This window comes from Parabacteroides merdae ATCC 43184 (assembly GCF_025151215.1).
GTDB lineage: Bacteria > Bacteroidota > Bacteroidia > Bacteroidales > Tannerellaceae > Parabacteroides > Parabacteroides merdae.
Map to the genome: position 1 here is coordinate 2,914,675 of NZ_CP102286.1, position 17,449 is coordinate 2,932,123.

Here is a 17,449-nt window from a genome sequence, read left to right on the forward strand (position 1 = left end):
GCGGCAGGGATTATTTTGCCATCACCTTTATGTTGCTATAACTGTTTCCTTCGAAATTGATACGGCCGTTTTTACCGTTGTTGACATCGAGGGTGTAGTTGTTTTTGTTCCTTTGGTCATCGCGGCTATCGAAACCGACCGAGTTTTCGTCCTGGTTACGACGTTGGATACTGAAGCCGCCTTGAACCTTGCAATTGCCGTATTTCATATTGTTGGCAACGACACGGAAGGAGGCGTTCACATCGATATAAATGTTCAGATTACCGTAGCGGGCATCCACATTGACCTTATCGAAGTTGCTGGCAAGATCCTTGATGGTAAGCGTGCTGTAGCTCAGTTCGTCGACGGTGATGCCCTGTTTCAGCTCGTCGATCTTGCAATTTCCGTACTTCAGTTCCATATAGCCGTTGTCCAGCCTGTCGATATGGATGTCGCCGTATTTGGCTTCAGTGTTCATCTTCCGGACATTTCCGAGACTGAGGTTGGAGTACTTGCTGTCGATATTCAGTTGCGAGCCGTTGCGGATAGAGGATTTGCCGCAATAGGCCAGGTCCAAAGTGGCGTTGTCGACATCGGAGATATCCATATTGCCATATTGCACGTCGATGCTGAGAGGTCCCGTGAAATTACCGCCATTGAGATTGCCGTATTTGACATGCAGATCGCATTTTCCCTTATTGTTTTCCGGCATGATGATATTGCCGTACTTCTGTGTCAGGTCGCACGTCAGTTCAGACGGCATATTGACATAGTAGTTGATGGTGAAGGATTCGTTAGAGCCTCCATTCCCGTTTTGCGACCTCAGGCTTGTAACGGCCGAAACCGTATTGCCCATCTTTTCCATCCGTATGTTGACACGGTCGATGATAGCCTGCGCCTTTTCGTCATTACGGGCTTTCGCCTCGATCACGACACGGATGGAGACTTCGCTCTTGCTCCAATGCGTAACCGTAATGTTTCCGTAACGGTTGTCAACTTGCAAGATGTCGTTTTTACCGACATTGAAGCTTTTGTTGATTTCCTTTTTCTTGATGCTTTCCTGTTTGGCAGCCCAACCGGATACGCTGCAAAACAAAACCAGGAGCATCAACAGACCGGCCCGTAAAAAGCAGGATTGTCCCTTCTTGGTGTGTTGATAAGCTGTTTTCATGTGTTGATAAATTGTTTTATGTGTTGATTAACGTGTTTATTGTTTACTATTCCTGTTGAAATCTTCCATATTCTCCATCTGTTTCAACATGATGTTGAGACTTTCCAAGCTGGTACTGTAATGCAGGTTCATGGCATAAAGGCCGGCATTGGAGCAAGGCAGAGTCGGAAGGACCGTTTCTTCGAACATATAATTGTCTGTCAGGACACGTTTTGTCTCTTTCAAGAGTTCCTCCGTTCCGGGAGTCCGTTGCAGTTTGTACATCGCCTGCATCTGTGAGATGATATCACTCATCTGCATATTGTAGTAGAGACGAAGTTCCTCTATCTCCTCTTTCACCTCGCAGGCATGCTGGCCTGTGACCACCTGCCTTGGTTGAATAGGCAAAGGCGTGCCACCCGGCAGTTTGAAGAGGAACAGCAGGGCGATGCAAGCTGCCGCGGCAAAAGCGCAAAGGCTATATAACGTAGCCCGACTTTTGCGCGGAACAGCCAGCTTCTGCTCGAAGCGTTCGAAGTGGCCTTCAGGTAACAGGTCGTCTTCAAATGCTTCCCGGTTCGTGTCTATGAAATTCTTCAGTTTATCCATTTTCTTTATTTGCTGCTATTATGTCCAATAATTTGCGCTTTGCCCGGAGATACTGGCTGCGCACGCTCGACGGCCGGATCTTCAGGATGGAGGCAATCTCTTCCATATCATATCCCTCAAAGAGGTAGAGCGAGAGGATCACGCGATAGCCGACCGGCAGTTTCTTGCAGGCTTCCTTCACTTGGGCAACCGAATAACGGATTTCTTCCTCATCCGGCCCGTCGTCGTCGGGTTCGGTGTAGTCATCCGAGAGCTCTTCCCAGTCAGGCGTCTGTCGGCGCACGTAATCAATGGCTGTATGAACAGCTATACGGTGCATCCATGCTTCGAAACATTGTCCATCCCGATACTGGTCCAGGCGGGTGAATATTTTCAGGAAAGAATCCTGCATCGCCTCCTCCGCCTCCGGCACGTTGCCGACAATACGCAGACAGGCGACATACAGCCGCTGTGCAAATTGCTTGTAAAGGGCGAGCTGTGCAGTCCGGTTACCACGCCGGCACTCCTCGATCAGATGTACATTTGTTTCTTCCATTTTCATATATATAAACGAGGGTATCCGGAGAAACGTTGCATCTTTCCGGCAAGAAAAAGCAAAAAAGATAGCACATACCTGAAAAGGATCTATAGCTTTCCAAGAAAAAGCCTATAATCTTTTACATCAAAAGCTATAGGGTACACAAAAAGAAAGGCATCATCCCGATGCCTCTCTCTCTGAACTAAATGATAAAAATAAAAGTTATGTGGGAAGGTTATTATTCTTCTGTATCTCCCGTATCTTTTGATTTGTAATCCAACTCGACGGTATTATAGTCGTTCGAGGCGAAAGATTTATATTTGATCTTCAACTTCACCGTCTTGCCTTCCGTACTCGGCAACTTATCCAGCTTGAAAGACACCAAGCCGGCCGAAGGTCTGAGGGACGAATCGATATTGCCATAAGCGTTATGACGGAACTCCAATTCATACGGATCGGCACTGTTTGTCTGTACCAGGTTCAGGAAATGCTTGACATTGTCGTTGTAACCTCTTTGAATATAGAAATCGAACGTGATATATCCGTCCTCGATCCACACTCCGTTCTTAGACCAAATGCTACCGCCATTCAAGGCCAGCATATCCGTTCCGTAATAGGAATCATTTTCCGATCCCAGGTCAGGAGCGATCGGTTTGGTCAGAAGGGTATCCATTCTTAACAATTGAACAGACTGATCATAGCCTTCAGTCTTCTTCTCGTCGTTCTTATATATAACGAACGCACGAATTTCTTTCAAATTCTCAGGCACATATGAGTTTGTCGGGAACAGCGTCGTACTGTCGTCGAGCTGCATATAGTAAGAATTATCACTCAATGGTTTTACCGTTACAATAGCCTGGACACTATCTCTCCAAAATTCGCTGTAAGCGTCGTCATCATCCAAACATGAATAAAAAACTGTAGAACCTAACAAGATTCCAACCAATAGCATAAAACTTTTCAACGTCTTCATAACATGTATCTAATTTGTTTATTTTTCTTTCTAAAAAGGAAGATGATAAACACTCTGCAAATGCTGCAAAGACTGTTTACAAAAAATGTTAATGCTTCAGTGATTGATAGATAAGCTCCGCTGTACGCCGGGAAGCACCCGGTTTTCCAAGCAGGCGGATCATCTCGTCATAGCCGTCGAGCATGCGTCTACGGTAGGCATGATCATTCAAGACACGTCCTAACTCATCATGTATCTGGTCATACGAAAATCGGACACCGAACAGCTCCTGCACCACTTCGCGTCCGGCTATCAGATTGACCAGCGAAATGTATTTCGTATGGAAGAAATGGCGAAAAATAAAACTTGCCAGCCGGCCGGCCGCGACATAATAGCAGACGACTTGCGGCACACGGAAAAGCGATGTCTCAAGCGTAGCCGTCCCCGATGTAACCAACGCCGCATCACTATGGCTGAGGAGAGGATAGGTTTTGCCGAACACGATCTTCACATCCGCGTCGCCGATATATTGCCTGTAATATTCCGGTTCCAAACCGGGAGCACCGGCAATCACAGGCTGGTGGCCCGGATAGGCGGTTGCCACCTTCAGCATGGTCGGAAGGTTGTCTTTGATCTCCTGACGGCGGCTGCCTGCCAACAGCGCCAATACGGGGCGTTCGTCCAACTGTTCGTCCTCACGGAATGTATCAGGTCCGGCCGCCTGTTTCTCCCTATAGCAGGCAACCGAATCGACCGAAGGATTGCCCACATAGTCCACCGGATAGTCGAGATTGCGGAAAAACTCCACTTCGAAAGGCAGGATGCAGAACATCCGGTCCACGTAGCGACGGAAATCCTTGATACGATACTGTTTCCAAGCCCATATCTTAGGTGAAATATAATAGTAGACAGGCAGCCCCAACTGCGTCTTTACATATTTGGCTATCTTCAAATTGAACCCCGGATAATCGATCAGGATCACCACATCGGGCCTGTACTGCCGGATTTCCTCCTGGCAGGCTTTCATGTTGTTCAGGATCGTACGGAGATTGAGCAGTACGGGGATAAAGCCCATGAAAGCCATATCCCTGTAATGCTTCACCAGCGTCCCTCCGACTGCCTGCATAAGATCGCCGCCCAGGAAACGAAAATCCGCTTCGGCATCCTGCTTCTTCAGTGCTGCCATCAGGTTGGAGGCATGCAGATCACCGGAAGCTTCGCCCGCTATTAAAAAATATTTCATATTTTTTCAGTTGAAAGTTGAAAGTTGAGAGTTGCAAAGATCAAGAGAATAAAGTAAGCTGGAACCGGAATAATTTCACGTTATCTATTTCCAACTTTCAATTTTCAACTCTCAACTTTCAACTGATTTTTTAGCACAGCTAAAAAATCATAGTCCGTCACATCTATCTTGCAAGGAACAAGCGAGGCGTAGCCGCTGTCGAGCGCCAACGTGTCGTTGTCGGCATGGATCGGCTTGGCATTCTCGAATGCACCGGCAAGCCAGAAGACAGGTTCGCCCGCTGCGTTTTCCGACCGTTTGAATTCATTGGTCCAGCGCCCGTCCGCCTGCCGGCATACCTTCATTCCTTTTACGTTCGGGACATTGGGAACGTTCAGGTTCAGATAAGTGCCATGCGGCAATCCTTCTTTTATGATCCGCCGTGCAAGCATGCGCCCTAAACGGCAGCTCTCGGCAAAGTCGGCATCCGCACGATGATCCAAGAGCGACACGCCCATCGAAGGAATACCGAACACGCATCCTTCGGCAGCTGCCCCCATCGTACCGGAATACTGGATGCAGATGGCATGGTTGCCACCATGATTGATCCCGGAGGCCAACAGGTCAGGCTTGCGCTCCAACACCTCGTTGATGGCCAGTTTCACACAATCGACCGGAGTCCCGGTACAGCTATAAACCGTCAGTCCTTTTTCTTTCCTCACCAATGTATACTTGATCGGCACGAGCGAAGTGATCGCGCTTGCCATTCCCGAACGGGGCCCGTCGGGAGCGAAAACCACAATGTCCCCAAGGTCCCGGAGGCACTCGGTGAGTTCTTTTATCCCCTTGGCTTCAACGCCGTCATCGTTTGTAATCAGAATAAGCGGTCTATCGTTCATCATATCGTTATTTAATTGCACACAAATATAGTGAAAAAGCGCAAAGTAACGCAGACTTATCCTTTATAGATAATGACATCTGCGTTACTCTGCGCTTGTCTGTGTAATTTGCGTCCTGTTAAGCTCTAATTAAAGAACCTGAATGCCTTCTTCACGGGCTGCTTCTTCTCCGGAAGGAGTGATCAGCTTGTAGCCCTTACCGTGAATGTTGATGATTTCGATTCCCGGATCATCCTTCAACAGCTTGCGAAGTTTCGTGATATATACGTCCATGCTACGGGCATTGAAGTAGTTATCGTCTACCCAGATTGTCTTCAGTGCATAATTACGTTCCAATATTTCATTTGCATGTGCGCAAAGGAGACTCAGAAGTTCGCATTCCTTAGTTGTCAGCTTCGTGACCTTGTCGCCGATAGCCAGTGTCTGTTTCTGGGTATCGAACAAGAAGTTTCCTAACTTGTAGAAAGGAATATCTTTCATTTTCTTGCCTTTCACGCGGCGAAGGATCGCTTCGATACGGAGCAAGAGTTCTTCCATGCTGAAAGGTTTCGTCAGATAATCATCCGCACCGATTTTGAAACCTTCCAGGATATCTTCCTTCATAGTCTTGGCCGTAAGGAAGATAACAGGGATATCAGGGTTGATAGAACGGATTTCCTGAGCCAGCGTGAAGCCGTCTTTTTTCGGCATCATCACGTCAAGTACGCAAAGGTCATATTTGCCTTTGGTGAAACCTTTGTAACCGGCTTCTCCATCGGAGAAGAGGTCAGTCACATAACCTTTTGCCTGCAAGTATTCTCTTAATAGCATACCCAGGTTTTCGTCGTCTTCGCAAAAGAAGATTTTTAGTTTTTCTTCCATAACTAACTTTTTATAAGAGGTAAAGTAATAATAAATTTTGTTCCTACATTTCCGGTTCCCACTTCGGCACGTATCGTACCTTTATGGTCCTCTACTATTTTACGGACGTAAGCAAGTCCGAGTCCGAACCCTTTCACGTCGTGTACGTTTCCTGTCGGCACGCGGAAGAAGCGGTCGAATACTTTCTTGAGGTATTCTTTCTTGATCCCGATGCCGTTGTCCTCGATCGATATCAACAACTTGCCGTTCTCGTTCCAGGTGCGGCACATCAGCGTCAGCGGCACTTCGAGGCGGCGATACTTCACGGCGTTGTCCAGCAGGTTGAACAGTACGTTCGTGATGTGCATCTCATCCACGTAGATATCCGAATCTTCTGCCTGCAGGTCGATGTCGATCGTGCCGTCATACTTCTCGACTTTCAGGGCGAATGTATTGGCAACGCTTGCCAGCAAATCGTTCGCATCCACCTCCTTCAGCTTGAGGGCTGCTTTCTGGCGTTCGAACAGCGACATTTGCAGCACCTTTTCCACCAGGAAGCCCAATCGTTTCGTCTCGTCGTTGATCACCCCGGAGATATGCTTGAACACATCGGGGCTCTTCGTGATGTCCGAGTCCTTCAGCATCTGTGCGGCAAGCGAGATGGTCGAAACCGGTGTCTTCAGTTCGTGCGTCATATTGTTGATAAAGTCATTCTTCATTTCCGAAAGTCGCTTCTGACGGAACACGATATAAATGGTAAAGATAAACGTTACCAAAAGTATCAGCGAGAAGATGATTGACGGTACGATAAATGTTACAGAACTTGAAATATAATCACCCTTCGTCGGGAAATACACTTTCAGGTAATTCTGCTTCGAAGGAGGATCGTTGGGGAACAGCACCTGTTGAATCACGTCTGATACAGGAGGAATATCCCCGTTCTGATAGACGATCTTTCCGTCTTTGTTAATAACAGCAAAGACGAACGGCAGGTTCAATCCGTTGTTAACAAATTCTGATTTTAAGTAATTATTCAGCTTTTTAAAATCTATCCTTTCTTCGATCGGCTTCAGGTTTGCCGTATGCAAGATATTCAAGATCACTTCGTTAAACAACCCGCTTTGGTACTGATAACGACGTTTCAGCGTTTGCTGCAAATCCTTTGACGTACTAACGATACTGTTAGGTACTTTATTGCTGCCCAGCGAAGAAAGCGGTTCAAACTTGCGTGTCCGGATATCGCTATGAAACTCGATATGTTCTACAGTTCCATCGGCATTAGTGAACTGCATCTTGTATTTTTTCTCAGTGATGATTCCACCGCCAAGACTGCTCTGTTCGTTCTGGTATAGGTAATTGTTGGCCTCGTCACGGCTGAGATCTTCTTCCAGATACCGGGCCGTTTCATCAAGCTCCAGATTTTTCGAGACTTGGTGCATCGATCGTTTGACTGTTTCATTGAACTGCTCGCTACTTTTCTTGAGTATGATACTTACATATTTTACCTGCAAAAAAAGCAAACCGGCAAAAGCAAAAGCCATCACCACCGCAAGCAACCAAATCGTAGACTTCCTCATATCAATAAATCTCTCGTTTTAATATCACAAATAACGCGCCTTTTAATTTAATATTTACACAAAAAAGGTAAAAACAGAATACCAAAAATGTTAAAAATGCATTACCAAAGGATTGCAATTCTCTTTCTATCTATTTTTAAACTAACACCTTACATCCCTTTCACAGACGTATCATCATATCTTGCACGTTCCGTACTAATTAGTAAGAACAGCTGTACAACATGAATTGTTGTAGCCGACACTTAAAAACTTTTCCCGAAAGCATTGACTTTTAATTATTAACTCTATCTTTGCCTCCCGTAAGAGTTACGTGAAATGATACAAGAAGGTATTACACAGATAGACATCAAACAGGTATTACGGCAAAAGGCGCCTTCGGCTGCCCGTAAGATTCCCGGTTTTATGGTTGACTATCTGATCCGTACTGTTCATCAGGATGAGCTGAACGAGATCCTCCGCCGGTATCACGATAAAGACGGGGTAGCGTTCATGCAGGAGTTGATCGGATATTTTGACTTGAATCTGGAACTGGTAAACGAAGAGAATATTCCTGCCGAAGGGCGGTACATATTCGCTTCCAACCATCCGCTGGGCGGACTGGACGGGATTTGCCTGTCGGCCATTATCGGCGGACGTTTCGACGGGAAGATCCGCTACCTGGTGAACGACCTGCTGCTCTACCTGTCTAACCTGAGGTCGATCTTCGTCCCTATCAACAAACATGGGGCGCAGGGGAAAAAGAACGCCGAACTGATCGAAAAGGCATACGCTTCGGACAACCAAATCATCACATTTCCCGCCGGTTTATGCTCACGCAAACAAAACGGGAAGATACAGGACACCGAATGGAAGAAGTCGTTTATCCAAAAGGCCGTGGAATACCGGCGGGACATCGTACCGGTGTTTTTCGAAGGACGTAACTCCAATTTTTTCTACCGTCTCGCCAACATGCGGAAAGCATTGGGCATAAAGATGAATTACGAAATGATCTACCTGCCCGACGAGATGTTCAAAAGCAAGCACAAGACATACAGCATCCATTTCGGGAAACCGATTCCCTGGCAAACTTTCGACAGTAGCCGTAAACCGGCTGAGTGGGCTGAGTGGGTGAAGGAAATCGTCTATAATCTAAAGAAATAATTGATTTTATTATATGCAAGACATCATCAAACCGATTGACCGTGCTCTCCTGAAAGCTGAACTGACCGGGGACAAGAAGCTGAGGAGGACCAACAAATCCAACAATGAGATATACATTATCACAGCCCACGACTCTCCCAACGTGATGCAGGAGATCGGGCGACTCAGGGAAATCGCTTTCCGATATTACGGAGGTGGGACCGGCTTTCCGGTCGATATCGACGAATACGATACGATGGACGACGCTTACCGCCAGCTTATCGTATGGAGCCCTGAAGACGAACAGATTTTAGGCGGCTACCGCTTCCTCTGCGGTTCGGATGTAAAATTCGACAAAGCCGGCAAACCTGTTTTAGCAACTTCCCACCTTTTCAATTTCTCCGATAAGTTCAATAAAGAATATTTACCGTACACGGTCGAGCTGGGCCGTTCGTTCGTAACGCTAGAATACCAGTCGACCCGTAGTGGCAGCGCAAAAGGATTGTTCGTATTGGACAATCTTTGGGATGGCCTGGGAGCTCTTTCCGTGGTGGACCCCAGCTTGCAGTATTACTTCGGGAAGGTAACGATGTATAACACCTATAATTCCGAAGCCCGCAACATGATCCTGTATTTTCTGAACATGCACTTCCCCGACCCGGAGAAACTGATCACTCCGATCTGCCCATTGGAAACAGGCACGGATCCAGAAAAAATGCAGGAGCTTTTCAAGTATGACAACTTCAAGGACAATTACAAGGTCTTGAACCAAGAAGTCCGCAAGTTCGGCATCAATGTGCCGCCGTTGGTCAATGCTTATATGAGCCTCTCCCCTAAAATGCGTGTATTCGGCACCGCTATCAACCATGAGTTCGGGGAGGTGGAAGAGACCGGCATCCTGATCGCCATCAATGAAATTCTCGAAGACAAAAAGAAACGTCATATCGAAACCTATCTGAACGAGGAAGGCAAATCGGCCGACTTGATACGCAATAGTTAAAACGGGATATAAAGACATACGAAGAGCCATGTACGCCAGATGATGCATCATCCGCATACATGGCTCTTTTATGTTTAGCCTTAAATCACTCTTCGTTCTTCTGTTTCTCCCACTCTCCGGCAATCTCCTCAAGAGCCTCGTACCAGTCCTTTCCGAAACGGCGGACCAGCGGTTCCTTCAGAAACTTATAGACCGGGAGTTTTTCTTTCTTACCCAGTATCTCTGCGGCTTTGCAGATACTCCAGCGATTATAATTAACTGCTTCGAACGTATCGTACTTTTCCACACGTATCGGGTAAAGGTGGCAGGAAACCGGTTTATAGAAAGAGAGCTTACCTTCGCGATAGGCCTTCTCCACCGCACACTTGCAAGTTCCGTCCGCATCATAACAGGTAAAAACACAGTCTTTCCCGTTTACGATAGAAGTCACTAAGTCTCCCTCTTCATCAATATAGGCAACGCCTTGTTTCTTGATGATCTCCTGAGCTTTTGGCGCCAGATCGTCCCAGATAACCGGAAGGGCTTTTTCCAGTTCGCCCACCTCTTCCTCCAGCAGGGGTGCACCGGAATCACCTTCCACACAGCAAATACCTTTGCAATGCGACAGATCGCATAAGAACTGGCGTTCGAGAACGTCGAGGCTGACTAGGGTATTGTCTATTTGAATCACTTCTTAAATTGAAAATTAAAAATTGAAAATTAGAAAATAAATGCTTATCTCCCTAATGATGATTTTACAGACTTGACTATGCTAACCAAAAGAGCAATCAATTCCTTACAATCAATCGAGATAGATTTATAAATCTGTTCACTTAAATAATCCGTATCTCTCAATAAAGAGAGCCAATAAAATGTTTCATTAGCTTCTTTCAAAGCAACATTCATTTTATTAAGAAAATCAGCACTACTTTGCGCATGATGTGCTTCTGCAACCAATGCTCCTATAGCAGTACCGCTCCGCAACATCTGTTTTGATAAGACATACTCCTTTTGATCATTTGTTAAAAACTTGTATGCGTTCACTATACGAATAGCAAACGCATACGATTTAGTCTGGATCACATTATTCACCAGTCTTATTTTTTAATTTTTAATTCTTAATTTTTAATTCTTTATCAAGTCCTGCCCTGTCATATCAGCCGGCTGTGCCATGCCCAAAATATGCAGGATAGACGGAGCGACATCGGCCAGGACACCGTTTTCCACTTTTGCATTTTTGTTTTCTGTCACATATACAAAAGGAACCGGGTTCAGGGAGTGAGCCGTGTTGGGAGTACCGTCTTCGTTGAGCGCGTGATCGGCATTACCGTGGTCGGCGATGATGATTACTTCATAGCCATTGGCTTTGGCAGCCTCGACCGTGTCTTTCACACAGTTGTCGATAGCCGTTACGGCCTTTTCGATGGCACTATAGATACCGGTATGGCCAACCATATCACCATTAGCATAGTTCACGACGATGAAGTCGAACTTCTGCGTATTGATAGCCTCAACCAACTTGTCCTTTACTTCGTAAGCGCTCATTTCCGGCTTCAGGTCGTAAGTGGCGACTTTCGGGCTCGGAACCAAGATACGTTCTTCATTTTTGTACGGAGTTTCGCGACCACCGTTAAAGAAGAAAGTCACATGAGCGTACTTCTCCGTCTCGGCGATATGAAGCTGTGTTTTCCCGTTTTCAGCCAGGTATTCTCCCAATGTGTTCTGGACGTTTTCCTTGTCGAACAGGATATGGACCCCTTTGAAAGAAGCATCGTACGGAGTCATGCAGTAATACTGCAAACCAGGGATCGTGTGCATACCCTGTTCCGGCATATCCTGCTGGGTCAGCACGACAGTCAATTCTTTTGCACGGTCGTTGCGGTAGTTGAAAAAGATCACGACATCACCTTCTTTGATCGTACCATCTACTGTAGCGTTGTTGATCGGTTTGATAAACTCGTCGGTCACGCCTTCATCATACGATTCCTGCATGGCCTGAACCATGTCGGTAGCCTGTTTGCCCTTGCCTTCAACCAGCAGGTCGTAGGCTTCTTTCACGCGTTCCCAACGTTTGTCGCGGTCCATTGCATAGAAACGACCGACGATGGATGCGATCTTTCCGGCAGACTGTGCACAGTGGGCCGTCAGTTGTTCGATAAATCCTTTACCGCTCTTCGGGTCTGTGTCGCGACCGTCCATGAAGCAGTGGATGAAAGTATTGTCGATTCCATATTCCTTGGAGATATCGCAAAGTTTGAACAGGTGGTCGAAAGAACTGTGTACGCCACCGTTGGAGGTCAACCCCATGAAATGGATATTTTTGCCATGTTCTTTGGCATAAGAGAAGGCAGAAACGATTTCAGGGTTCTTCATGATGCTATTGTCGGCACAAGCGCGGTTAATCTTCACCAAATCCTGGTAAACGATACGTCCGGCCCCGATATTGAGATGTCCGACTTCAGAGTTACCCATTTGTCCGTCAGGCAACCCTACGTTTTCACCGCTTGCCTGTAACTGTGAATGAGGATAAGTGGCCAGCAGGCTGTCCCAATAAGGAGTGGGAGTGTTAAAGATTACATCGTCTTTACCTTGATCGCCGATACCCCAGCCGTCAAGAATCATTAAAAGGGCTTTCTTGCTCATGATTGCTTAATTATTTATTGTTTATACTCATTTTCGTTATTCGGGCACAAAGATAAGCAATTCCGGGCATATATTGTTTGCTTGGAAAATATTACTTTTGTGAACGATATGGAAAAGACGATACAAGATAAAGAGTTAGGAACCATCCACCTCCGCACCAGTCCCCGTGCTACCCGTTACACACTGAAAATCTCCAAAGGGACGATTACGGCTACCATGCCTCCGGGTGGAAACGAAGCGCGTATGCTCGCTTTTATCCGGGAAAACAAGGAAAAACTTCTTGCCGCCCTTGCCAAACATCCCGCCCGCCCGCTCCTGACAGATGAGACGAAGATGCAAACCGCAACGTTCCGCCTCCATGTCTTCCGTACCGACCGGGCTAACTTCTATATGAAATTAGACGATGGCGTCCTGCACATCGCCTGTCCCTCGCAGACCGACTTCGCCGACGAACGTGTACAAAAACTCCTGAAAGACTTCATTGAGCAAGCCCTCCGGCATGAGGCCCGCCGCCTCTTACCTTCACGGTTGCTCGACCTGGCCTCCCGGCACGGCTTCACCTGCACGGATGTAAAAATCTTCAACAGCAAAAGCCATTGGGGTAGTTGCACACCACGTCGCAGCATCAATCTCTCTCTTTCCCTGATGCTCCTGCCCTGGCACCTGATCGACTACGTCCTCCTCCACGAACTTTGCCACACCATCGAGATGAACCACAGTGACCGTTTTTGGGCATTGATGGACAAGGTCACAGAGGGGAAAGCGTTAGAACTGAGGAAGGAGTTGAAGAAGTATCATATGCTGTAAGCCGGATTGCGGAATATCTGATTATTCAGTCCTTGGGATAATCGTTCCATGATCTCGATGTTGCTTAAGACATATGACCACTTCTTATAAAGCGTGTCACAAAATCGTTTTCCACTTCCTCTGTCACTGTATCACTGATTTCTTTGTACCAATTGATATTCAACTTGTCTTATTTGTGATATATGCCCGTTTTCTCTATCACTACGGTATCACACCCCTATCACTGGCAATTTGGATAAAAATAGGCACTCCGCTTATATACAACTGTATATTAATACATTACAAATAACAAAAACAATAAACACCCTATTTCCATCCCTGCAAACCACTCGATTATTTTATGTAAAAACGGCTATAAAATAGGTAAAACCGGGTAGTTTTTATTGTCTGGCACAGTACTTTAGTTGCCGGACATCCCCATGTTACCCCCTCTTACACCCGGATGTACCGGCTCTCTACACCCGGATGTTAAGGATGGCAACATGGGGGTGTTTACGGAATTATCTGCTTGTTTCTGCTAAATAAAGAGAGGGCTTTTGTGAAATGAAGAACCGTATTTCGCCAATTTAATACCTATTCAACAATATGATAAAACGTCATATTGGAAAATTTTGATGCGGTTGCCCTGTTACTTCGACGGTAAATATATCGTCATAAAGGACGGAAGATCAAGTATCTTTCCTATTTCTTTCCAGAAAAAACGAATCCCCTGCAATCATTGACTACAGGGGATTGTTTTTTGTCTGCTTCGGTCTTCACAGAGGGAGAGCAGATGAACTTTTTTTAATTTCATTACTTTAGTATTAATATTCACCGCTTGTTCGCCCTCGCGGGGTAATTGGTCGATCCGGACGGAGAGCTGTAAAAGCTGATGTGTTCCGGGAATACCACACGATGAATCTTAGAATTATTTGATTTTAATATTTCGAAAGTGCCGCGCACTGATGTACGCGACACTTTTACAATCTATTTGCCAATTACTTAACAATAGCTTTAACAGCTTCTTCGCCTTCAACAGCTACTACAACCACACCCTGAGGAGCAGCGATAGTTGCGTTGTCGGAAGTGATAACTGTGTTAGCCACTACCTGGCCTAAAATGTTGCTGACAACAACTTTCTTACCGGTAGCGCCTACGATCTGAACACCACCTTCAGTAGCGATCACTTTCACTTCAGATACTTCAACACCTTCGTTTGCAGTAGGAGCTTCAGCAGCGTCCAAAGTAAATACCTGAGGAGCAACAGTGTTAGAGAAGATAACCGTACCGTTAACTACAGCCAAACTCTTGTTTGTATTAAGAGCTACGATTTCATAACCTTCACCGTCAACAACTTTGAAGCCAACAAGAGAAGTATTCTTAGCATCTCTTACTTTATATTTATTCTGTTTGCCATCTTTCAGATCGCCAGTATAAGCAATCGTATCAGCAACAACAGTTACACCACGGAAGATTGCGCTGTCGCCTGTAGCATTGTTTGCAACGAAGTCACCCTTAGCAGCCAAAACGTTACCAACGATTGTGTCGTTCTTAACTTCTGCACCTTTGTAGATGTAGTAACCATATTCTGTATTGTCATCGCCACGATTCACATAAGCAGAGTCAACATACAGAGAGAAGTCAGAATCATCAGCAGCAGCTTTCAGTTCGTCACCTACGCGCAACATCTTAGCGATACCAGCAGAAGCAGTCAACATTTCACTACCGTTTACTACATTGTAATGACCTGCATCAACCTTAGCATAGACAGGAGCTTCAGCACCTTCGATGTTGAAGTAAGTTTCAACACTTGCAGTCGGATTATCATAAGTTACAGTAAGATTAGAGATATTCATTGTAACCATCTTAGCAGTATTTTCATTAGCAGCTACCACCTTATAAGAGCCACCGACAGGATTTTCTGCGAAGAAGAAACGTTTTTGATTTTCATTAACAGCTCCGTTAGTAGAAGATGTCAATTTTACAACAGCGCCTTCATAAGCAAATCGACCTTCAGCATTATAAGCTTTTTCCATTGCATAAGCAACACGAACCAATGTATCACCTAAAGTCTGAGCACCATAATAAATAGTATCACCAACAGTAGCCAAATCAGCCCCTTCCATCAGACGCAATTCAACAGCTTTGTCAGCACCTTTAGCACCAGCAATTACAGAATCCTGAACCAAAGTCAAATAGATATCATCAGCAGCTTTAGAAGCCAGATTGAACTTAACAGCACCGTAACCCATTTCTTCTTTTGTATAGTACTTGTAACCGATGTGCTTGTTAGCCATATCTACATCGAGTTTTGTGAATACCAAAGTATCACCACCAACAGTAGTGTAAATGCTCTTAGCTGCATCTACTGCGTACAAAGGTTGATTTGTAAACGGTTGTGCCGGAGCAACAACAGCTAAACTTTCACCATTAGAGCCTGTGGTAACGCCTGAAGAAACAGTTGCAGAGACAATATCACGAGCCTGAGCAGAATAAGTACCATCTTCGTTTTCCTTTACATAGAACTGAGTAGAAGGAACATATACAGAAGCAGCTTCGGCATAAGTACCACTTGTACCAGTCAAATACTTATCATTATTAGTTGCATTACCGCCTGTACCTTTAAACTGCAAAGAATAAACACCTGTTCCACCAGCCAGTTTAACCGGAGTACCTTTAGAGATTGTGATAAGCGGAGCATTGATCTGGATAGAGTCTACAACCAACTTAGCACTACCATCAAAGCTCTTGTAACCTACAAGATAAGTAACTCCTGAACCAGCACCATGATCTGCAACTTCAAATTCGCCAGCTGTATTGAAACGAACAATAGAATCAGTTGTCATAACGATAGAATCGTTACCCAAGTCCATTTTCAAAGTAAATGTCTGCAAACCTTCATTCAAAGCACCTTTATATGCAGAAGATGTAACAGTAATAGTTGTATCCAACTGGAAAGAAGCAGCTTTTACAGAAGCGGCAGTACCCACCATTACAGTATCGATTGTAATATACTGCGGCTTCTTTGTACCCTTCGTGCTGTTTTCCTGACCAACTACCTGGAAGCGGAATTTGTTACCGACAGGAACCGGAATCAATTCATTAGCAGTGAAAAGACCACCGTCACGACCGGCAAAGTCAAATTTGAATGAAGGAAGAACCGGAGCAAGGTCTGCTTTTGTTACATCATAATTTGCTTCAGCTGCTTCTACTGTGAAAACAGCAGCCGTACCTGTTGCACCAGCTTTGTCAGTTTTGCCATCAACCATCAACAAGCCGGTAGTTTGAGACATCTCAACCAACTTGCCATCAGTAGTTGTACCGATAATACTATAACCACCCGTACCATGTTTAATTTTAAATTCGCTAATACCAGCAGCAATAGCCGTACCGAATTTATCTGCGCCATTCAATTTAGCAGAGAAAGAAAGCTGTTTCTGAGTAGCTTTGTTCGTCAATGTGTAGATAGAGTCATTACCCGGCATATTGACACGAACCAAATTGGCTTTCCACAAAGCAGAGTCCATATCCGCCTTAGTAGTACCTTTACTACCAAGTGTCACAGAGTCTGCCAAAGAAGCCTTATCCCAAGTCAGGTAAGTAGAACTGGTCTTCAAATGCACATACTTGTCACCGATCTGTGCATAAGAGACAGTAGCAATTGCTGCGAAGGCAGCAACGAGAGTAGAAAATCTCTTGTTCATAATCTAAATTTTAATATTAATAATACAGTTAATTGAAATATCAGTTCTTACTTCTTACTATCATTATGTACACGTATATATAATGTACACGTGTTAACATTTGTACTTTGATAGCAAAAACGATCCTTTTTTTTAGTCATTTTTTTTGCCTATCTTCGAAGTTCGTATTGGAAAGATGGTTTTTTGTACTCCAATTGCTATCTAATTGATAAGAAAGGATATAGGGGTACGAATTTTTTTACAGAAAAGAGTTGTGGTTTAAAAAGGAATGCGTATTTTTGTCTCGGAAAAATGACAAATTTAAAGGATCGTTTTTTTTAGTCATTTTTTGACCCACCAATCACTTGATTTACAATAAATTATTTTCTCAATTACCAAGTCTTAAATTTCATCAGTCCCGTTTTGGTTCAAAAATCGGTCTTTTTCAAGGAAATCCTTGATGCTTACTACGTTTCAGAGGGATACTTATCCGT

General features: G+C 45.1%; 15 protein-coding genes. 3 read left to right on the top strand and 12 right to left on the bottom strand.

Annotation, left to right across the window (positions count from 1 at the left end; genetic code table 11):
• Nucleotides 1–10 precede the first annotated feature (10 nt).
• The 8 genes from NQ542_RS12205 to NQ542_RS12240 form a co-directional block, all read right to left on the bottom strand.
• Complete coding sequence (locus NQ542_RS12205; RefSeq protein ID WP_005634255.1) at nt 11–1,150, bottom strand: hypothetical protein; 1,140 nt, start codon at nt 1,148–1,150, stop codon at nt 11–13.
• 36 nt (nt 1,151–1,186) lie between these two features.
• Nucleotides 1,187–1,738 (bottom strand): hypothetical protein, encoded by a 552-nt coding sequence (locus NQ542_RS12210; protein WP_005634257.1) that lies wholly within the window; start codon nt 1,736–1,738, stop codon nt 1,187–1,189.
• Nucleotides 1,731–2,279 carry an RNA polymerase sigma factor gene (locus NQ542_RS12215; protein WP_005634259.1) on the bottom strand — a complete coding sequence of 183 codons (549 nt, stop codon included), beginning with the start codon at nt 2,277–2,279 and terminating at the stop codon, nt 1,731–1,733. The genes NQ542_RS12210 and NQ542_RS12215 overlap by 8 nt, the downstream gene beginning before the upstream one ends.
• A gap of 214 nt (nt 2,280–2,493) precedes the next feature.
• Nucleotides 2,494–3,228 carry a NigD1/NigD2 family lipoprotein gene (locus NQ542_RS12220; RefSeq protein WP_005634261.1) on the bottom strand — a complete coding sequence of 245 codons (735 nt, stop codon included), beginning with the start codon at nt 3,226–3,228 and terminating at the stop codon, nt 2,494–2,496.
• Between the two features lie 88 nt (nt 3,229–3,316).
• The gene (gene lpxB, locus NQ542_RS12225) at nt 3,317–4,450 is read right to left on the bottom strand and encodes a lipid-A-disaccharide synthase (RefSeq protein ID WP_005634263.1); all 1,134 of its coding nucleotides are present in this window, start codon (nt 4,448–4,450) and stop codon (nt 3,317–3,319) included.
• 104 nt (nt 4,451–4,554) lie between these two features.
• The gene (surE, locus tag NQ542_RS12230) at nt 4,555–5,331 is read right to left on the bottom strand and encodes a 5'/3'-nucleotidase SurE (RefSeq protein ID WP_005634265.1); all 777 of its coding nucleotides are present in this window, start codon (nt 5,329–5,331) and stop codon (nt 4,555–4,557) included.
• A gap of 126 nt (nt 5,332–5,457) precedes the next feature.
• Complete coding sequence (gene rprY / locus NQ542_RS12235) at nt 5,458–6,189, bottom strand: response regulator transcription factor RprY (protein ID WP_005634267.1); 732 nt, start codon at nt 6,187–6,189, stop codon at nt 5,458–5,460.
• Between the two features lie 2 nt (nt 6,190–6,191).
• Complete coding sequence (locus tag NQ542_RS12240; RefSeq protein WP_005634269.1) at nt 6,192–7,745, bottom strand: sensor histidine kinase; 1,554 nt, start codon at nt 7,743–7,745, stop codon at nt 6,192–6,194.
• A gap of 315 nt (nt 7,746–8,060) precedes the next feature.
• On the opposite strand from NQ542_RS12240, the gene NQ542_RS12245 reads away from it, so the two are divergent.
• Both NQ542_RS12245 and NQ542_RS12250 read left to right on the top strand, forming a co-directional pair.
• Nucleotides 8,061–8,885 carry a 1-acyl-sn-glycerol-3-phosphate acyltransferase gene (locus NQ542_RS12245; protein WP_005634271.1) on the top strand — a complete coding sequence of 275 codons (825 nt, stop codon included), beginning with the start codon at nt 8,061–8,063 and terminating at the stop codon, nt 8,883–8,885.
• A 13-nt stretch (nt 8,886–8,898) separates the two neighbouring features.
• Nucleotides 8,899–9,864 (top strand): GNAT family N-acetyltransferase, encoded by a 966-nt coding sequence (locus NQ542_RS12250; protein ID WP_005634273.1) that lies wholly within the window; start codon nt 8,899–8,901, stop codon nt 9,862–9,864.
• 85 nt (nt 9,865–9,949) lie between these two features.
• Here NQ542_RS12250 and NQ542_RS12255 read toward each other — a convergent pair whose 3' ends face one another.
• Genes NQ542_RS12255 through gpmI form a run of 3 tightly spaced genes read right to left on the bottom strand, consistent with a single transcriptional unit; the run spans nt 9,950 to nt 12,486 of the window.
• A complete protein-coding gene (locus NQ542_RS12255) occupies nt 9,950–10,534 on the bottom strand; it encodes a DUF3109 family protein (RefSeq protein ID WP_005634275.1) in 585 nt (194 codons plus the stop codon).
• A 44-nt stretch (nt 10,535–10,578) separates the two neighbouring features.
• Entirely contained in the window at nt 10,579–10,935 is a 357-nt protein-coding gene (locus NQ542_RS12260) for a four helix bundle protein (RefSeq protein ID WP_005634277.1), read from the bottom strand.
• Nucleotides 10,936–10,968: 33 nt separating this feature from the next.
• Entirely contained in the window at nt 10,969–12,486 is a 1,518-nt protein-coding gene (gpmI, locus tag NQ542_RS12265; protein ID WP_005634279.1) for a 2,3-bisphosphoglycerate-independent phosphoglycerate mutase, read from the bottom strand.
• Between the two features lie 108 nt (nt 12,487–12,594).
• On the opposite strand from gpmI, the gene NQ542_RS12270 reads away from it, so the two are divergent.
• A complete protein-coding gene (locus tag NQ542_RS12270; protein ID WP_005634281.1) occupies nt 12,595–13,293 on the top strand; it encodes a M48 family metallopeptidase in 699 nt (232 codons plus the stop codon).
• Nucleotides 13,294–14,270: 977 nt separating this feature from the next.
• On the opposite strand, the gene NQ542_RS17885 is transcribed toward NQ542_RS12270, so the two are convergent.
• Nucleotides 14,271–16,976 (bottom strand): DUF6383 domain-containing protein, encoded by a 2,706-nt coding sequence (locus NQ542_RS17885; RefSeq protein ID WP_005634284.1) that lies wholly within the window; start codon nt 16,974–16,976, stop codon nt 14,271–14,273.
• Nucleotides 16,977–17,449: the final 473 nt, after the last annotated feature.